The organism is Segatella maculosa OT 289 (assembly GCF_000243015.1).
Classification (GTDB): domain Bacteria; phylum Bacteroidota; class Bacteroidia; order Bacteroidales; family Bacteroidaceae; genus Prevotella; species Prevotella maculosa.
Genome location: NZ_JH594501.1, coordinates 48,205 through 67,224, shown reverse-complemented (window position 1 = coordinate 67,224; position 19,020 = coordinate 48,205). Strand labels below are relative to the sequence as shown.

Here is a 19,020-nt window from a genome sequence, read left to right as displayed (position 1 = left end):
ATAAAGTTTAATGTTCAAAGTTCAATGTTCAAAGGTGGAAGGCGGTTGTTGTCATACTTATGCCCAATGCTTTCGTGCGCTCGCCGGGGGCTGCTCCGCCTACAGTTATGGTGTAGTTGCCTTTCAAGAGCTGTGCAGTTCCGTCTTCCTGAACGGTGAGTAGTCGGTCGAAAGGAATGTCGAAACGGACCAACTGTTGTTCGCCGGGCTGCAGACCGATGCGTTTGAAGGCTACGAGTGAGGCTAAAGCGGCCGTCGTTCCGGCTCCCGGAGCGGAGAGATATACCTGTGCCACCTCGTCGACGGCCTTGTTTCCGGTGTTCTTCAGCACTGCACTGACGGTCATGCCCCGGCCTTTCTGCGGCATGGTTTCGACCTTTGCATGGGCATAGGTGACGGTGGTGTAGGAGAGTCCGTAGCCAAACGGATATTGAATGTGGGCCGTTTGGTATTTATAGGTGCGCCCTTTCATCGCGTAATCCTCGAAGGGTGGCAGTGCATCTGTGCTTTCGGGGAAGGTCACGGGCAGCCGTCCACTGAAGTTCTCGTCGCCGAATAGCAAGTCGGCCAAGGCGTAACCGCCCTCTTGTCCGGGGTACCATGCCATGACAACAGCGTCGGCCAAGCGACTGATTTCACGCACGTCGATGGGGCTTCCGCCTGTCAATACGACCACGATGCCGTTTTTTCGGGCTTTTAAGTCGCGGAGGAACTTCATTTGTGACGCTGGTAAACGCATTGAAACACGGTCTCCGCGGGTCTCAGAAGCGATGGATTCGCCCTCTTCTCCCTCAAGATTTCCGTTGTTTCCCATGACAACTATGGTCTTTTCTGCAGCGATAGCCTCGTCCAACGCCCAGTTGATGGTGTTCTTGGTGGGCGTGCTTTCCCCGAAAGCGGGGCGGAAATTGACGGCCGTTCCGCTGCTTACTTTGTCGGCAATGCCTTGAAGATAGGTGCAATAACGGTTGGAAATGCCGAAGTAATTGCCCATGAGCCAGAAGGAATCCGACGCTCCCGGGCCGGCAATAAAGAGGGTATGGAGGTTCTTGTCAAGCGGAAGTATGCCGTTGTTCTTGAGGAGTACCATGCTTTCCGTAGCTGCCTTGCGGGCCAAGGCGATATGCTCCGGGCTGCAAATTTCGGTTTCCTTGACTTCGTTGTAGGGGCATTCTGCGTCGTATTCTAATATACCTAACTTCAGTCTTGTCATCATTAAAGGCAGCAATGCACGGTCGATTTCCTGCTCAGTCAGCAGCTTTTGCGCCACAGCCTGCTTCATTGCTTCGAACGTGTGCCCGCATTCTATGTTCAAACCTGCCTTGATTGCGATGGCACAAGCCTCTGCTTCGGTCTTCACTATCTTGTGTCCTGCATGGATATCTGCCACGGCATCGCAGTCGGAAACAATGTGTCCGCGGAACCCCCACTGCTTTCTGAGCACGTCGGTCAGCAGATATTTGCTGCCCGAACAGGCTTCGCCGTAGACGCGGTTGTAGGCTCCCATGATGGCTTCTACATGACCTTGCTGCACAAGCATCTTGAAAGCAGGCAGATAAGTCTCGAAAAGGTCGCGCTTGGTGGGCGAGACATTGGCCTCATGGCGCGTGGCTTCGGGGCCCGAATGCACCGCATAATGCTTTCCGCAGGCTGCCACTTTCAGATAGAACGGGTCGTTTCCCTGCATTCCCTGCACGTAGGCGATGCCCAATGTGCCCGTGAGAAACGGGTCTTCTCCGTAAGTTTCCATGCCCCGACCCCATCTTGGGTCGCGGAAGATGTTGATGTTTGGCGACCAAAATGTAAGCCCTGTGTAGCGAGCATAGTTGTTATTGCGTTGCGCAACGTTGTATTTTGCGCGGCCTTCTGTGGCAATTGCGTCGCCAATCTGCCTGATTAAAGCCGGATTAAACGTGGCACCCATGCCGATAGGTTGGGGGAAAACGGTGGCCCGTCCGTCCCTTCCAACGCCGTGAAGTCCCTCGTTCCACCAGTCATAAGGCTTGATTCCGAGGCGCGGAATGCCTGGCGTTTCGTTCATCATCTGGCTGATTTTCTCGTCGAGCGTCATCATATTGATGAGGCGACGCGCCTTTTGTTGCATCTGTTTCTCCTTGGTCTGTGCCATATTTGTCATAGAAGTCATCATTAAAATCGTTAAAAGGATTGTCCTCATGTGCCTGAAAGGTTAGCGATATGACGCTACAAAGATAATAAAAACGATGATAATCTATGCCAAGCGGGCCGCAAATGTCGTCGTACATCGGCAAAGAGAGCGTCCGATACGCTTTTTCCTGCCCGATTATTTTGTTTTTCTTGTGAATAACTTTACCTTTGCAGCGTTTATTTTAATTCTGATATACAATGAAAAAGAAACCGATCATGCTGCTGGCGGCATTCATGTTGGCCTTGAATGTAGGCGCCCAAACCCGAGTGATTGCCCATAGAGGATATTGGGACAAGGAGGGTGCGGCGCAAAACTCACGGGCTTCGCTTCAGAATGCCCTCGAATTGAACATCTATGGCTCTGAAACCGATATCTGGATCACTGCCGATGGCCATCTGATGGTGAACCATGACCCGTCGTTTGGGGGCGTCACTATTCAAACCTCCACTTATGCGCAATGCAAAAAACTGGTTTTGGCGAACGGAGAGCGCATGCCCGAACTGAAAACCTTCTTGAAAATGATGAGGAAAACCAAGAGTTCCACGAAGCTGATCATCGAAATCAAGAAGCATGCCGAGCGGAATGCCAATCTTGCTGCAGCGCAAGCGGCGGTGAAAGCCGTAGAGAAATACGGCGTGGCCGGCAAAGTGGAGTATATTTCTTTCAGTCTTGACGTGTGTAAAGAGCTGGTGAGATGCGCTCCCAAGGCTCGCGTGGCCTACTTGAACGGCGACATTGCACCCGAAACGCTCGCCCGAGACGGCATCACAGGCATAGACTACCAGCTGAAAGTGCTGCGCAAGCACCCTGATTGGGTAGCCGAGGCCCACAGATTGAACATGGACGTGAACGTTTGGACGGTAAACAAGGTCGAAGACATGCGGGCGATGAAGCAACTTGGCGTGGATTTCATCACGACCAACAAGCCTCTTGAGGCCATGAGCGTGTGCGATGAGTAACTGTCTTTCTGACCCTGAGAATCGTTTCAGCTCCTATTGCGATCTAATCTCAGCCATTTTACCGTGCAATCTCAGCCATATTGCGCGGTAAAATGGCTGAGATTACACGGCAATATGGGCCATATCACAACACCGGCGGCACCGTGTTGGCAAGCAAAAGTGCAGGCGGTGTTGCGGAAACGAAAGAAAAAGGCTAACTTTGCAAACGGAAAAACGAGAAGAAACGGGGAAATGAATGAAAGAAAATCAATCGGGGCGCATATCGTTGGCATTGTTACCGTGCTCTGTTGGGGCGGAACTTTCATCAATACGAAGTATCTTATCTTGGGCGGACTGCAGCCCCAAGAGATTTTCCTGCTGCGCTTCCTGATTGCCTACGCCTGCATTTGGTTTATCTCTCCCAAGCGTTTGTTCAGCAACACATGGAAAGACGAAGCCTTGATGGCCCTTCTTGGCATCACGGGTGGCTCACTTTACTTCCTTTCCGAGAACATGGCGGTGGGTATCAGCTATGTCACCAACGTGTCATTCATTGTCTGTACGGCCCCTCTTCTCACCACTTGCATGGCTATTGCCATGGTGAAAAGCGTCAAGGCCGACCCTCGACTCATCGCAGGATCATTGATTGCGCTGGCCGGTGTGGGCGTCGTCATCTTCAACGGCCACTTCGTGCTCCATCTTAATCCCCTTGGTGACCTCCTTGCCTTGGCCGCTGCCGTGGCATGGGCCATATATAGCTTGCTGATGAAACGGGCATCGGCACGCTATGGAGCTGTATTCATCACCCGAAAAGTCTTCTTTTACGGGCTACTCACCATATTGCCAGTGTTCGTTTTCAAGCCGTGGACATTCCCGCTGGGCGATTTTCTCAGACTGGACATCTGGACTAACCTGCTGTTCTTGGGCTTCGTGGCATCGTTCGTGTGCTTTGTGCTTTGGAGTTGGGTTATCCGTAAAATCGGAGCCATGAAAGCTTCGAACTATATCTACCTGAATCCGGTCACGACCGTCATTGCCGGAGCGCTGTTCCTCAATGAGCCCATGACGCTTATGGCCTATATTGGTAGTGCATTGATACTCTTTGGCGTCTATATTGCCAACCAAGCCAAAGGAATATGAGGGATGTGGCGTTATAAAAAAGCGGAAAGAGGAAACGAATCATTATTTTATCATGTGCAAGTCTGCCAAAACATACTAAAAGGGATGGCTTCAACGTTTTAAAAGCGAAACCAAATCATGTTCTAATTTCCAAACCTTAAAGTTATTCATCGTATGAAAGAAAGAATCTTGTCAGCAGCCATCATCGCCATAGGCATCATGGCTTTGGGCCTTTTCATCAAAGGTGGTATCGACAACTACGCCAACAAAGACCGCAAGGTGAGCGTGAAGGGATTGGCCGAACGGGAAGTTGCGGCCGACAAAGTGACGTGGCCCATCGTGGCCAAGGAAGTTGGCGACGAACTTCCCCTGCTTTACGACCGCATTGCCGTGAAACAGCAGAAGATCAGAGCCTTCCTCATCAAGAACGGCATTCAACCCAGCGAGATTAGCATCAATGCTCCGAAAGTAACTGATGTGAAAGCCGAGCAATATTCGTCTAACGACCGGGAATATCGCTATTATGCCACGCTTGTTATCACGGTCACCTCACGCAAGGTGGACCTCGTGAGGAGTATTATTGCCCGCCAAGGCGAGTTACTGAAGCAGGGCATCGCCATCGTTGCGGGTGACTATGACACGAATATCGAATACGAATATGTTTCGTTCAAGGCCATGAAGCCGCGCATGATGCAGGAAGCCATTGCCAACGCCGAGACCACAGCCCAACAGTTTGCCAAGAACAGCCACTCGAAACTCGACAAAATCGTGAGTGCCGACCAAGGACAATTCAGCATCGAAGACCGCGACTCGAACACACCCTACATCAAAAAGGTGAGGGTAGTGACGACGGTGACATATTCGTTGAAGGATTGAGCGCGGTCACAGCAGCGCGCCAGCACGACATTTTATTTCATTTTGCGTGGCGACAATAGTCATTTTTCGGCATTTTATGTGTAACTTTGTGCCGGATATGCTACTGTTTGCCCACTATTTTCCCATCACAGACCCCACGCTTGTCTTCTTTGTGGTGTTGCTGATAATCCTTCTTGCACCGATTATCATGGGGAAATTGCGCATTCCACACATCATTGGAATGGTGTTGGCTGGCGTAGTTGTGGGGCGATACGGGCTGAACATACTCGTCCGCGACGACTCTTTCGAACTCTTTGGGCGCGTAGGTCTCTACTATATCATGTTTCTTGCGGCCCTCGAAATGGATATGGAGAGCGTGCGGAAAAACAAGAATCGCCTGATTATTTTTGGGCTGTTGACGTTCAGTGTGCCCTTTTTGCTCACCTATTTTGCCGGCATTCGGTTGCTTGGATACAGTATTACGTCCGCCTTGTTGCTGGGTTGTATCATGGCAAGTAACACACTTGTGACCTATCCTATCGTCAGTCGATACGGCTTGCAGCGTAAGCCCGGTGTCACGTTGAGCGTAGGTTCGAGCATGATTTCTTTCCTTTTCGCCCTCATCTTCCTTGCGGCCATCGTGGCATCCAGCAGCGGTGAGGGCGGCATCACATTCTGGTTGACCTTCACAGTGAAGTTCATTGTCTACTGCACCGGCGTGATTTTTCTGCTACCGCGGCTCACCCGGTGGTTCCTCCGCCGCTATAGTGACGCCGTGATGCAGTTCATCTTCGTGCTTGCCATGCTGTTTTTGTGTGCCGCTTTGAGTGGAGCTATCGGCTTAGAAGGCATCTTTGGCGCCTTCCTTTCGGGTTTGATTATGAACCGATATATCCCATCTGTGTCGCCGTTGAAGAACAGATTAGAGTTCATCGGCAATGCCGTTTTCATTCCATACTTCCTCATTGGCGTGGGAATGCTCATCAATGTGCGTCTGCTTTTCGCGGGCGGTGGCATTCTGTGGGCCGTGGTTTGCATCGTTTTCTTCGGCACATTGGGCAAAGCCTTGGCCGCTTATGCGTCGTGTATCGGCTTCCGTTTGCCCCTGAGTTCAGGCCACATGATGTTCGGACTGACCTCCGCTCACGCCGCAGGTGCCATCGCCATGGTGATGATAGGCATGAAACTGCCGGCCATAGATGGCTCTCCTGTCGTCGATGCACAGCTGCTCAATGCCGTAATCATCATGATTTTGTTCACCTGTATCATATCAAGTGTCATCACAGAACAGGCGGCCCGGCGTATCATTCTGCGTGATAAAGAGATGCCATCTGAGTCGAATCGTGAGACAGATGAGAAGATTCTCGTCCCAGTGAAGTATCCCGAGTATGCCGAACGCCTGATGAACATGGCCATTCTCATGCAGAATCGCAGGCTGAACCGCGGGCTTGTGGCCCTCAATGTGGTCTATGATGACGCGCAGATGGAGCGAAATATCGAGCGAGGCAAGCGGCTTTTGGAGCAAATGACACGCTATTGTGCCGGCTCAGATGTGCGTGTTCAGACGCAAACTCGCGTGGCTGCCAACATTGCCAACGGCATAAAGCATGCCTTTAAAGAGTTCCAAGCCTCTGAAATCCTCATCGGAATGCACACCCATAAAGAGGTTTCTTCAAGGTTTTGGGGCGAGTTTCACCAGAGTCTCTTCAACGGATTGAACCGCCAAATCATGATGGCAAGACTTCAACAACCGCTGAATACCATCCGAAGAATACAGGTTGCGGTGCCCTCACGCGCCGAGTTTGAACCCGGATTCTACCGCTGGTTGGAACGCTTGGCTCGCTTGGCTGGCAACTTGGAGTGCCGCATTCAGTTCCATGGACGCACCGACACGCTCTCTCATGTCAATGAATTTATCCGCAACCGCCACCCACAAGTGCGCGCCGAATACACTGAAATGCCTCATTGGAACGCCCTCCCACAGTTGGCAACCAGCATCGCTGGCGACCATCTGCTGGTCATTGTGACGGCCCGAAAGGGCACCGTTTCCTACAAGAACGCGCTGGAATACCTGCCCGATGAAATCAAACGCTACTTCAACGGCCGCAACCTGCTCATCATATTCCCCGACCAATACGGCAATCAAGAGGAGATGACGTACTCCCAATCGCAGCATACAGAGGAGCATAGTGCGTGGGAATCGCTCGCAAGATGGGTGGAACGGCGACGCAGAAAGCAATCTTAAAACACATAGAATTATGATAGACATCAAGCATATCACCAAGAGTTTCGGCAGTCTTCAGGTGCTGAAAGGCATCGATTTGCACATCGACAAAGGCGAAATCGTCAGCATCGTGGGGCCTTCGGGGGCCGGAAAGACCACCTTGTTGCAGATTATCGGCACGCTCGATAAGCCTGATACGGGTTCAATCACTATCGATGGCATCGACGTGCGCAGCCTTTCAACGCGCAAACTCAGCGACTTTCGCAACCGCCACATCGGCTTTGTGTTTCAGTTCCACCAGCTTTTGCCCGAGTTCACTGCCCTTGAAAACATCATGATTCCGGCCTACATCGCCGGCAAGAACACAGCCGAAGCCCGGCAACGTGCCTTGGAACTGCTCGCTTTCATGGGCCTTTCCGACCGCGCAGGCCATAAGCCTGCCGAACTTTCGGGCGGAGAAAAGCAGCGCGTGGCAGTGGCCCGGGCCCTCGTAAACAGCCCTGCTGTCATCTTGGCTGACGAACCTTCGGGCAGTCTCGACAGCAGAAACAAGGCCGAACTGCACCAACTCTTCTTCGAACTGCGCGAGAAATTCGGTCAAACCTTCGTCATTGTGACCCACGACGAGGGTCTTGCTGCCATCACCGACCGCACCATTCACATGAAAGACGGGGAAATCGAGACCCCTTCCGCCCCGCCGATTGCCACCACCCTCAACTCCTCCGAGGAAGAAGAGCCAACACTTTGAAAACCAATCGTTTGGAGATAGCATTCCAATCTCACCCATTTTACACGGCAAAATAGGCCATATTAGCCGCTAATCTCAGCCATATTACGCGGTCAAATGGCTGAAATTATAAATCATTCGAACGTATGTAGGGACGCACGGTTCGTGCGTCCGCTCCAATAACTCTGTAGACATGCTTTCAATTCCATTTGCGCGGACGCACGAACCGTGCGTCCCTACATCTCCACCACGCGCCTATTCATGCGCAATATGGCTGAGATTATAAACCGATTGAGCGCATGTAGGGACGCACGGTTCGTGCGTCCGCTCCAATAACCCTGTAGACATGCTTCCAATTCCATTTGCGCGGACGCACGAACCGTGCGTCCCTACATCTCCATCTCGCGCCTATTCATGTGCAGGATAGCTCGTCTTACAAACCCTTCGAACGCATATACGGCCGCATAATACGTATGTCCGCTCGGGCAATGGGCCTGTTTCGGTTCGCTATCCCGCGAATTTAATGTTATTTATTATTCTGTTTCGCTCCTATTCCGGCCGAAATCGCTATCTTTGCAACATCATATTATCATATTGCATCTATCATTATGAATCTTGATGAACTGACTGCCGTTTCGCCGATTGATGGCCGTTACAGGGGAAAGACCGCGCCGCTTGCCGACTATTTCTCTGAATATGCGCTGATACGTTACCGCATTCGCGTCGAAATAGAGTATTTCATCACGCTTTGCGAACTCCCTTTGCCGCAGCTGAAAGGCTTTGATCACAAGCTATTCGAGCCGCTGCGCGACATCTATCGCCGCTTTGACGAGACGCAGGCAGCCCGTGTCAAGGAGATAGAACGCACCACTAACCACGACGTAAAGGCCGTGGAATACTTCATCAAGGAGCAGTTTGACAACATCGGAGGGCCGGAAGCGTGCAAGGAATTCATTCATTTCGGCCTCACGTCTCAAGACATCAACAACACGGCCGTGCCGCTTTCAGTCAAAGAAGCCCTGCAAACGGTGTACTATCCGCAAGTGGAAGAACTCATCAGTCAGCTCAAGCAATATGCCGAGGCATGGAAAGACGTGCCGATGTTGGCCAAGACTCATGGCCAACCTGCCTCTCCTACACGACTTGGAAAAGAAGTCATGGTGTATGTTTACCGCCTGACAGAGCAGTTGAATGCACTGAAAGGCTGCAAGATAACAGCCAAATTCGGTGGCGCAACGGGCAATTTCAACGCGCATCATGTGGCCTATCCGCAATATGATTGGCGCACTTTCGGTAACCGTTTCATCGAAAAACTCGGATTGGAACGCGAACAATGGACCACACAGATAAGCAATTACGACCATCTGGGCGCGCTTTTCGATGCCATTCGTCGCATCAATACAATCATGATTGACCTCAATCGCGACTTCTGGATGTACATTTCGATGGATTATTTCAAGCAGAAAATCAAGCCGGGTGAGGTGGGTTCGAGCGCAATGCCCCACAAGGTGAACCCCATCGACTATGAGAATAGCGAGGGAAACCTCGGCATTGCCAATGCCATGCTGCAATTCTTGGCCCGCAAACTGCCTGTGAGTCGCCTGCAACGCGACCTCACCGACAGCACAGTCTTGCGAAACATAGGAGTCCCGTTCGGCCATAGTGTCATCGCTATTCAGAGCACTTTGAAAGGTCTTCGCAAGCTTATTCTGAACGAAGAGAAGCTACATAGCGACCTTGAAGCCACGTGGGCGGTGGTCGCAGAGGCCATTCAAACCGTCCTTCGCCGCGAGGCTTACCCGCATCCCTACGAGGCTTTGAAGGCCTTGACACGTACAAATGCGAAGATGAATGAGGAAACCATTCACGCATTCATCAAGGAATTGGAGGTCAGCGACGGCGTGAAAGCCGAGCTGATGGCCATTACTCCGTGGAATTATACGGGGATTTAAGACCCCATCTCGGCCAAAAAGGGAGAGTCTCCCCCGGCTCCTCCAAAGGAAGGGAGGCCGAATTGCGAAAAAAGATGATGATAATTAATGTAGAAAAATATAGTACGAATAAACGAATCACATCATATTTTTGAATGAAATAAAAAGTATTAACCCGGCCGCGAGGCTGAAATAAATTAAAACAAACATGGATTCAGAATTAGAAAACAAAGCTCAGGACCTGTCAACAGAACAGAATGAAAGCACCCGTGAGGGCTACTCACGTCCCACAGGAGGTTACACCAACAACTATCAAGGCAGCGGTCGCCCACAACGCCCGCGCATTCACAACCAACGTGCCTACACTACAGACCACAACGACAGCGAAAACGAAGGCGGGTTCCGCCCCGAAGGCTTCGGTTCGGCACTGCAAAACGGCGACCGTCCGCAGCGTCCTTACCAGCCACGTCAAGGCGGTTACGGCCGTCCGCAGCCGGGTGGCTACAATAATAACCGTGGCGGGGGCTTCGGAAGGCCGCAACAAGGTGGCTATCGCCCGCGTTTCAACAACAATCCCGACGATATGCAGGCCGGCGGCTACCAACCTCGCATGCAAGGTGGCTACGGAAGGCCGCAACAAGGAGGCTATCGGCCTCGCTTCAACAGCAATCCCGACGACCCACAAGGCGGCTATCAGCCCCGACAGCAAGGCGGTTACGGTCGTCCGCAAGGTGGTTATAACAACTATCGCGGTGGCTACAACAACAACCGTGGCGGTTATGGCCAGCAAGGTGGCTACAACAACCGCGGAGGTTACAACAATCGCGGCGGTTATGGGCGTCCGCAAGGCGGCTATAACAACAACTATGGCTACAACAATCGGCCGGGCTACGACCCAAATGCGAAATATAGCCTCAAAAAACGCATTGAATACAAAGAAGAGCACATTGATCCTAACGAGCCGATACGCTTGAATAAGTACTTAGCTAACGCAGGTGTGTGCTCACGTCGCGAGGCTGACGAGTTCATTCAGGCCGGAGTGGTCAGCGTAAACGGCAACGTTGTCACCGAACTGGGTACGAAGGTGCTCCGTTCCGATGAAATCAAGTTCCATGATCAGCCGGTTTCGCTCGAAAAGAAGGTCTATGTGCTGCTGAACAAGCCCAAAGATTACGTGACAACCAGTGACGATCCGCAGCAACGCAAGATAGTTATGGACCTTGTAAAGGACGCTTGCCCCGAAAGAATCTATCCTGTGGGTCGCTTGGACCGCAATACGACGGGCGTACTCCTGCTGACTAACGACGGAGATTTGGCCAGCAAGCTCACACATCCCAAGTTCTTGAAGAAGAAGGTCTATCATGTTCGGCTCGATAAGGTTATTCCTGAAGACGACCTGCAGAAGATTGCTGCCGGAATTGAGCTGGAAGACGGCGAAATCCACGCCGATGCGATTGAATATGCCGATGAGAACGACAAGAAACAGATTGGAATCGAGATACATAGTGGCAAGAATCGCATCGTTCGCCGCATCTTTGAACACCTCGGTTACCGTGTTACACGCCTCGACCGCGTGCAGTTTGCCGGCCTGACCAAGAAGAATTTGCGCCGAGGCGACTGGCGTTTCCTCACGGAAAAGGAGGTCGACATGCTCCGCAGCGGTATGTTTGAATAATAGGGACATTGAAAATGAAAAGAACAAAAGTTGTCGATGCACTCCAATGCACCGAATATGGCACGGCTATCAACGTGAAAGGGTGGGTCCGTTCCCACCGAAATAGCAAGGCGGTTGACTTTATTGCACTCAATGATGGGTCGACTATCAACAACATTCAGGTTGTCGTTGACCCCGAAACCATCGATGCCGAGACGCTGAAAAGCATCACAACGGGTGCTTGTATCAGCGTTATAGGAACATTGGTGCAAAGCCAAGGAGCCGGACAAACGGTCGAAGTGCAAAGCAAGGAGATTGAAATCTATGGGCTATGTCCGTCGGATTACCCCATGCAAAAGAAGGGACAGAGCTTCGAATACATGCGGAAATACGCGCATCTTCGCCTCCGTACCAACACATTCGGGGCTGTTTTCCGCATTCGTCACAACATGGCTATCGCCATACATCAGTACTTTCACGAGCATGGGTTCCATTATTTCCACACTCCAATCATTACGGCAAGCGACGCAGAAGGCGCAGGTGAGATGTTCCAAGTGACCACTTTGGACTTGGAACGCACGGGGAAAGGGCCCGTTCCCTACGAGAAAGACTTCTTCGGAAAGAAGACCAGCCTCACGGTTTCGGGTCAATTGGAAGGTGAACTGGGCGCAACGGCCCTCGGAGCCATCTACACTTTCGGCCCAACCTTCCGTGCCGAGAACAGCAATACGCCCCGACATCTGGCCGAATTCTGGATGATTGAGCCCGAAGTTGCCTTCTTAGACAAGGAAGAACTCATGGACTTGGAGGAGGATTTCATCAAATATTGCGTGCAATGGGCCCTCGACAACTGCAAAGATGACCTTGCTTTCCTCAACAAGATGATTGACAAGACGCTCATCGAGACCTTGGAATCCGTTGTCAAAGAGCGCTTCGTGCGCCTCACTTACGCCGAAGGCATCGACATTCTCGAAGCGGCTGTCAAGCAAGGTCACCGGTTTGAGTTCCCGATTACAGGCTGGGGAATGGACTTCAGCAGCGAACATGAACGCTATCTTGTGGAAGAACACTTCAAACGTCCAGTCATAATGACCGACTATCCCAGCGAGATTAAGGCCTTTTACATGAAGAAAAACCCCGATGGAAAGACCATGCAAGGAACCGATGTCCTGTTTCCTCGCATCGGAGAAATCATCGGTGGATCGGTCAGAGAAGAGGATTATGGCAAGCTTGTCCATGAGATTGAGGCGCGAGGAATGGAAAAAGAGAGTTACAATTGGTACCTCGATACGCGCAAATATGGCTCATGTCCGCACGCAGGATTTGGCTTGGGCTTCGAGCGTCTCATTCTTTTCGTGACGGGAATGCAGAACATTCGCGACGTGATTCCATTCCCACGAACTCCTAAAACAGCAGAATTCTGACATGAAAAAAATCATTCTTACAGGCGACCGCCCCACAGGTAAGCTCCATTTGGGACACTATGTGGGCAGTCTTCGCCGCCGTGTGCAGTTGCAAAACGAGGGCGATTACGACCGAATGTTCGTCTTCATGGCCGACGTTCAGGCCCTGACAGACAATGCAGACAACCCGGAAAAGATCAGACAGAACATCATCGAGGTGGCCCTCGACTATCTTTCTGCGGGCTTGGATCCAGCGCGTTGCACGCTGTATATCCAAAGTCAGATACCCGAACTGGCCGAACTGACCACCTATCTGATGAACCTTGTCACCGTGTCGCGCGTGCAACGCAACCCAACTGTCAAGACCGAAATCCGAATGCGCAACTTCGAAGCCAACATTCCCGTTGGTTTCTTCTGCTATCCTGTGTCACAAGCGGCCGATATTGCAGCCTTCAAGGCCACCACAATCCCCGTAGGTGAAGACCAAGAGCCGATGATTGAGCTTACACGCGAGCTGGTTCGGCGCTTCAATCAGGTGTACCGTGAGGTGCTGGTTGAGCCGAATATCATGCTTCCGGAGAACACAACGGCCCGCCGTTTGCCCGGGACTGACGGCAAAGAGAAGATGAGTAAGAGCCTTGGCAACTGCATCTATCTGAGCGATGACGCCGAAACGGTGTGGCAAAAGGTCAAGGGCATGTACACCGACCCGCTGCATGTCAACCTCAACGACCCCGGTCATGTGGAGGGAAATGCCGTGTTTACTTATCTTGATGCGTTCGCTACGGACCAAGACTTTGCTGATTTCTGGCCCGAATTCAAGACACTCGACGAGCTGAAAGCAGCCTATACGCACGGTGGCATCGGCGATATGAAGTGCAAAAAGCTCTTGAACAGCGTCATCAATCGCATGCTTGAGCCTATCCGCGAGCGTCGCCATGCGTTCGAACAAGACGTTCCCGAGATATTCAATATCCTTAGGAAAGGAAGCGAGGACGCCCGCGAAGCCGCCTCACAAACTATGGACGAGGTGCGAAAAGCCATGCAAATAGACTACTTCAACGATGCCGCGCTCATTCAACAGCAGGCTGAGAAGTTTAAGAAATAGGTGGGAAAGGGGAGCCTCCCCCAGCCCCTCCGAAGGAGGGGAGCCCGCGTTTGCGTGCAACATGGCCGAGAAGGAAATGTAGGGACTTTGACTTTGAACATTGACCATTGAACTTTGACCTTTATGATTAGCTGCCTTTGAACATTGCAGTTTGAACTTTGGCCTTTAGGATTGGCCAAATGGCGAGATGATTTGCAGGCAAGAGGCATGTAGGGACGCACGGTTCGTGCGTCCGCTCCATTCATATTAAAAGGTATATACACATGGCTTATTGAACGGACGCACGGGCCGTGCGTCCCTACATCATCTTGATTGATAATCAACGACTTGCATCTTGCGTTTCAATCTTAGCCATTTTAGCGTGCAATATGGCTGGGATTGCACGGTAAAATGGGTGAGATTATGATGTGAAATGGGTCATGTTGCAAACCAAGGTCATTCGAAATGTGAAATTCATACACCCATATGTAATGTTTATAGAAAGAAAACGCAACACCGATGGCGTTGCTTTCGCATCACTCGCCCCATGACAGCGTTGGCATTGCATGCCAACACTGCCCTATAAACAACGAAACCGCGATGCGGTTTTTAGTTGATTTATTAATAAAACCTACGCATAGAACAAGTGCAAACAACGAAACTGTGATGCGGTTTTTAGTTGATTTATGAATGAAACCAACACATAGAACAAGTGCAAACAATGAAACCGCGATGCGGTTTATGGGTTGTGGAGCACTTGTTTTCCTGCCATTAAATGCCGGTTTGAGTTGAATTGAAAGTATATAAACATGGTTGTTGGAGCGGACGCACGAGCCGTGCGTCCCTACATGCCTCTTGTCAACAATCCATCTTATCATTCGGACTAATCCTAAAGGTCAAAGTTCAATGGTCAAAGTCCAAAGACTGCTAATCCTAAAGGTCAAAGTTCAATGGTCAAAGTTCAAAGTCAAGGTCCCTACATGCTGCGTGACGAGCAACTCGTTCACTTGTCTGCCGTCGACTTGTCAACCGTTTTATTTTCCTATTCCTTTATTTTTGCCTTTCATTGCACCGACTTTCGCCGAAAATATTTATTTTTGTAGTATGAAACCTGCATAACATGAGGCCGAAACATCAACTAAAATGGCTCCTTATGCTGCTCTTGGCAGTCGGTTGCCAACGGCAGAACACCCCACGAACAACGCTGCGGAGCGCCTATTACTGGAGCACCGAGTGGCGTTCGGAGCCTCGTGTCATGGAACAAACCAAGGGACTTGACAGGCTCTACCTGCGCTTTTTCGACGTCATTCTCGACCGTAATGGTGAGCCAATGCCCAATGCCACGCTGCGCTTTTCGGCCAAACTGCCTCGCAAGGTGGAGGTCGTTCCCGTGGTGTTCATCGTGAACGACGTGATGAAAAACGTCAAAAACACGGACGGACTGGCTGAAAAAGTGCTCAAACGCATCTTGCAAATCAGCGAAACGCACGATATTGGCGTGAAAGAAGTGCAGATTGACTGCGATTGGACACTGACCTCGCGCCGCAATTACCGTGCTTTTCTCTCACAACTGCGCCGACTTGCCGCTGCGAAACAGCTGGCTTTGTCTGCCACGATACGCCTGCATCAGCTCTCACAGCCCATTCCTCCCGTCGACAAAGGCGTGCTGATGATGTACAACACGGGCGACTTTACCGACCTGCGGTGCGAACATCCCATTCTCGACCTGCGCGATGTTGTTCCCTATCTGAAGTATCTCAGCGGCTACCGCCTGCCACTTTCGCCGGCCTACCCGCTCTTTTCCTATCGCCTTTTGTTCCGTAACGGGCACTATAAAGGCGTGCTTCATGCGGATAACGACCTGCCCGTGCTGCCCGGCGACAGCGTGATTGAACGCAAGGTAAGCATGGGAGAGGTGCTCAAAGTGAAGCAAACCATCGAGGAAATACGTCCGGATTTGAAGAGAGAAACCATCATCTATGATTTCAGTCCCAATCATATTGCAAATTATAAACCCCGTGATTATGAAGAAATTTATCGTTCTCATTAGTTTGTTAGGGCTGCCGTTGGCCACTTGGGCCTGCGCTGTGTTCCCCATTGTGCACAATTATTACATGATGAATGTCATCAATACCGAACAAACGGAGCCTCAAAGTCCCGACTTCCAGACGTCTTTGGCAAGCTATTGGCAGGCCTATACGGGGGTGAAAGAGGGCTTTTTCGACGACGATTGCGCTTTGCTCATAGAGGCAGCCAAGCTGAAAAAAGACGCTGAAATGCTGGCCTACGTGCGCCACATTGCCAAATATCAACACATTTGTGAGCGCCGTAAAGAGCAATGGGACTATCCGTCGAAGGACGAATTGGCCCTGCAAAAGGCACAAATCCAGCTGATGCGCAAGGCTGCATTGAACTATTCGGGGCAGCGACTGGCTGCACAATACACGTTGTTGCTGATGCGCAGCTATCTGTTGGACGCCAATGCGAAGGGTATTCTGGTGGCTTGGACGATGCGGGCGAGCCGACTTCCGACAAGCATCTACAAGGAAATGTGTCGCAACATCTATGCCTATGCGCTGCTGAACAGTGGCCACAGGGAGGAAGCCTTGGCCATCTATGTGAGCCAAGGCGACGCTGCCAGCATTCAATGGGCCACGAAAGGCTTTGAAGACTACGACGGAATCCGGTCTTTCTACCATGAAAATCCCAACTCGCCTGCCCTGCGTTGGCTCGTTCAGAACTTCGTTAACAACATGCAAGAGGCCGTGGATGACGAGCCATATATGGAGCCTGGCGATAAAGAAAACGCTTTCAAGCGCGAGGCTTCGAACTTTGTTGCGTTTGCAGAACGCGTGGTTCGCGAGGGAAAAAGCTACGAACCGGCACTCTGGAAGACTGCTTCGGCGATGATCAGCTATCTGAACGGCGACCTGAAAAAAGCCGAAGAGAAGAGCCGTATGGCCATGACAATGAGCGGAACACTGCGCGAACGCGACAATGCACGCGCCATTCACCTGCTTGCCGTGACGGCTTTGATGCGCGAAGGACAGCCGTTTGATGCCGAATTTGTGGCGAAAGAGCTGCGCTTCTTGGACGGAAAATGCAATCCAAAGAGCTTCGAGCTGAACTATTACGGCCGTGTTTTAGACCGTATTATGACGCAGAATATCATCGGATATTATGCAAAACGCCACAACATCAACATGGCTGTAGCGAGCAGAGGCATGTGCGAAAGATTTCATTCTCTGGCAGATGACGACGAATTCCAGTACAGTCCGGGCAATGCAAGATATTTGATTTACGAGGAATACTTCTGCGATTTGGACTCCATGACGGCCGACCAGCTGCGCGATTACATGGCTTTCATCAACAAAAAACACTATGATGACGCCTTGGAAGCGTATATACTGACGAAGAACAGCTTCCGCGATGCCAACTATTTCAACGACCTTTTGGGTACCAAACTCATTGCCGAAGGTCGCTTTGCCGAGGCAATTCCCGTGCTGAAAAAGGTGCCGTTGGACTATGTAGACCATCAAGGTATCTCATTTTATATGGTACGTCGCGACTATAAAAAGCCGCGCTGGCTGGTCAAGCAACCTGTCGATGACGAATGGGACGACTACGGTGAAAGGTCGTCTGAGGACATTCCGTTGACGAGCAACCAGAAGATTGCGTTCTGTGAAGAGATGAACAGTCTTGAACAACGCTACAAACTGGCGAATAATGCCACGCGTTCTGAATTGGCAATGCAGCTTGCTGTGCGTTATTACCAGGCTTCATGCTACGGCGATTGCTGGTATCTGACGCACTATGACAAGCTTTATGGTGACAGTGCAAGGGCTTGGGAGAAGGATTATGCACGGCAGGCAATGGCCTATCTTGACGTAGCCAAGCAAGACAAACGGCTGCGCCAAGAGGCCCTCTACGCCCGTGCTTTCGTGCAGAACAGCCTTTTTTTGAATGGATTTTGGGTGACCTATGACGTGGGAGAAGACTATCCTTTAACCATAAGTGACGAGGATTGGCGGCTGGCCTACGACGAATTGCTGGCCTATATCCGCAAGAATCCGACGCAGGTTGCCGACTATGTGACGAAATGCGACATCGTCAGGAAAGAGATGAGGCTTGCCGGCATGGCCTATTCAAGGTAGGCTTTGAGCATGTCGGAGGTGGTGTTGCGGCTGAGTTTGCGCACTGCTGTGTTGCGAATTTGGCGCACACGCTCGCGCTTCAGCCCCATTTTCTCACCGATTTCGGCAAAGGTGAGGTGGGGTTGTTCGATGCCATAGAAAGCTTCGACAACGTTTCTCTCGCGCTCGTTGAGCACTGTCATCGCCTCAAGGAGCTCTTCTTTGACTGAAGTTTCAAGCACCTTTTTATCCGGACGGGCTGCCGCGGGGTCGGCAAGTACGCTGAGCAGACTCACATTTTTGCCGTTCTGGAGCGGTGCATCCACTGAAAAAGCATGGCTGCCGGCCCGCTCTTCGGGGCTTCGTTCACCCTTTGGGAGTCGGAAAATGCCGCTCTGTGCGTTGACAGCTGCCTCGATTGCCTTGCGAACAAAGGGCTCGGCATAGGCCACAAAGCGTAAGCCTCGGTTGCCATCAAAGCTTAGTGCGGCCTTCATCAGGCCAATGTTGCCCTCGCTGATGAGGTCGAGAATGGCCACACCGCGGTCGGTATATCGCTTGGCCACAGACACCACGAAGCGCAAGTTGGCCGAGGTGAGCTTGTTCAGCGCACGGTCTGCCGCCGCTCCGCCGGTCAAAATCTGCTGTGAGAGCAGCTTTTCTTCGTCGTCGGAAAGAAGGGTTTCCCGGCCGATTTCATTGAGATAGAGGTTCAACGACTCACTTTCGCGCTCGGAGAGCGGTTTTCCTGTCTTGATTTTCTTCATTGATGGATTTGCATT

Annotated in this window: 13 protein-coding genes; 11 read left to right on the top strand and 2 right to left on the bottom strand. The window is 51.4% G+C overall.

Going from position 1 to position 19,020, the window contains the following annotated elements:
- Positions 1-28 precede the first annotated feature (28 nt).
- Positions 29-2,128 (bottom strand): glycoside hydrolase family 3 N-terminal domain-containing protein, encoded by a 2,100-nt coding sequence (locus HMPREF9944_RS02590; protein ID WP_008564270.1) that lies wholly within the window; start codon positions 2,126-2,128, stop codon positions 29-31.
- Positions 2,129-2,364: 236 nt separating this feature from the next.
- Here HMPREF9944_RS02590 and HMPREF9944_RS02585 point away from each other — a divergent pair, with 236 nt between their 5' ends.
- The 11 genes from HMPREF9944_RS02585 to HMPREF9944_RS02535 all read left to right on the top strand — a co-directional run bounded on the left by HMPREF9944_RS02585 (position 2,365) and on the right by HMPREF9944_RS02535 (position 18,259).
- Positions 2,365-3,126 (top strand): glycerophosphodiester phosphodiesterase, encoded by a 762-nt coding sequence (locus HMPREF9944_RS02585; protein WP_044113241.1) that lies wholly within the window; start codon positions 2,365-2,367, stop codon positions 3,124-3,126.
- 231 nt (positions 3,127-3,357) lie between these two features.
- On the top strand, positions 3,358-4,245 hold the full coding sequence (locus HMPREF9944_RS02580) for a DMT family transporter (protein WP_008564268.1): 888 nt from the start codon (positions 3,358-3,360) through the stop codon (positions 4,243-4,245).
- Positions 4,246-4,398: 153 nt separating this feature from the next.
- Positions 4,399-5,100, top strand: a complete 702-nt coding sequence (locus HMPREF9944_RS02575; protein WP_008564265.1) for an SIMPL domain-containing protein — start codon at positions 4,399-4,401, stop codon at positions 5,098-5,100.
- 97 nt (positions 5,101-5,197) lie between these two features.
- Complete coding sequence (locus HMPREF9944_RS02570; RefSeq protein WP_044113322.1) at positions 5,198-7,324, top strand: cation:proton antiporter; 2,127 nt, start codon at positions 5,198-5,200, stop codon at positions 7,322-7,324.
- A 13-nt stretch (positions 7,325-7,337) separates the two neighbouring features.
- Positions 7,338-8,051, top strand: a complete 714-nt coding sequence (locus HMPREF9944_RS02565; protein ID WP_008564263.1) for an ABC transporter ATP-binding protein — start codon at positions 7,338-7,340, stop codon at positions 8,049-8,051.
- A gap of 587 nt (positions 8,052-8,638) precedes the next feature.
- The gene (gene purB, locus HMPREF9944_RS02560) at positions 8,639-9,982 is read left to right on the top strand and encodes an adenylosuccinate lyase (protein ID WP_008564262.1); all 1,344 of its coding nucleotides are present in this window, start codon (positions 8,639-8,641) and stop codon (positions 9,980-9,982) included.
- 187 nt (positions 9,983-10,169) lie between these two features.
- Positions 10,170-11,636 (top strand): pseudouridine synthase, encoded by a 1,467-nt coding sequence (locus tag HMPREF9944_RS02555; protein ID WP_008564261.1) that lies wholly within the window; start codon positions 10,170-10,172, stop codon positions 11,634-11,636.
- Positions 11,637-11,650: 14 nt separating this feature from the next.
- Positions 11,651-13,039 (top strand): asparagine--tRNA ligase, encoded by a 1,389-nt coding sequence (gene asnS, locus HMPREF9944_RS02550; RefSeq protein ID WP_008564260.1) that lies wholly within the window; start codon positions 11,651-11,653, stop codon positions 13,037-13,039.
- Position 13,040: 1 nt separating this feature from the next.
- Positions 13,041-14,126: a tryptophan--tRNA ligase gene (gene trpS, locus HMPREF9944_RS02545; RefSeq protein WP_008564259.1), complete on the top strand. Its 1,086-nt coding sequence runs from the start codon at positions 13,041-13,043 to the stop codon at positions 14,124-14,126.
- A gap of 1,099 nt (positions 14,127-15,225) precedes the next feature.
- Positions 15,226-16,155, top strand: a complete 930-nt coding sequence (locus HMPREF9944_RS02540; RefSeq protein ID WP_044113240.1) for a hypothetical protein — start codon at positions 15,226-15,228, stop codon at positions 16,153-16,155.
- Positions 16,130-18,259, top strand: a complete 2,130-nt coding sequence (locus HMPREF9944_RS02535) for a hypothetical protein (RefSeq protein WP_008564252.1) — start codon at positions 16,130-16,132, stop codon at positions 18,257-18,259. The genes HMPREF9944_RS02540 and HMPREF9944_RS02535 overlap by 26 nt, the downstream gene beginning before the upstream one ends.
- Here the strand turns inward: HMPREF9944_RS02535 and HMPREF9944_RS02530 are convergent.
- Entirely contained in the window at positions 18,247-19,005 is a 759-nt protein-coding gene (locus HMPREF9944_RS02530) for a sigma-70 family RNA polymerase sigma factor (RefSeq protein ID WP_008564251.1), read from the bottom strand. The genes HMPREF9944_RS02535 and HMPREF9944_RS02530 overlap by 13 nt on opposite strands.
- Between the last annotated feature and the right edge of the window lie 15 nt (positions 19,006-19,020).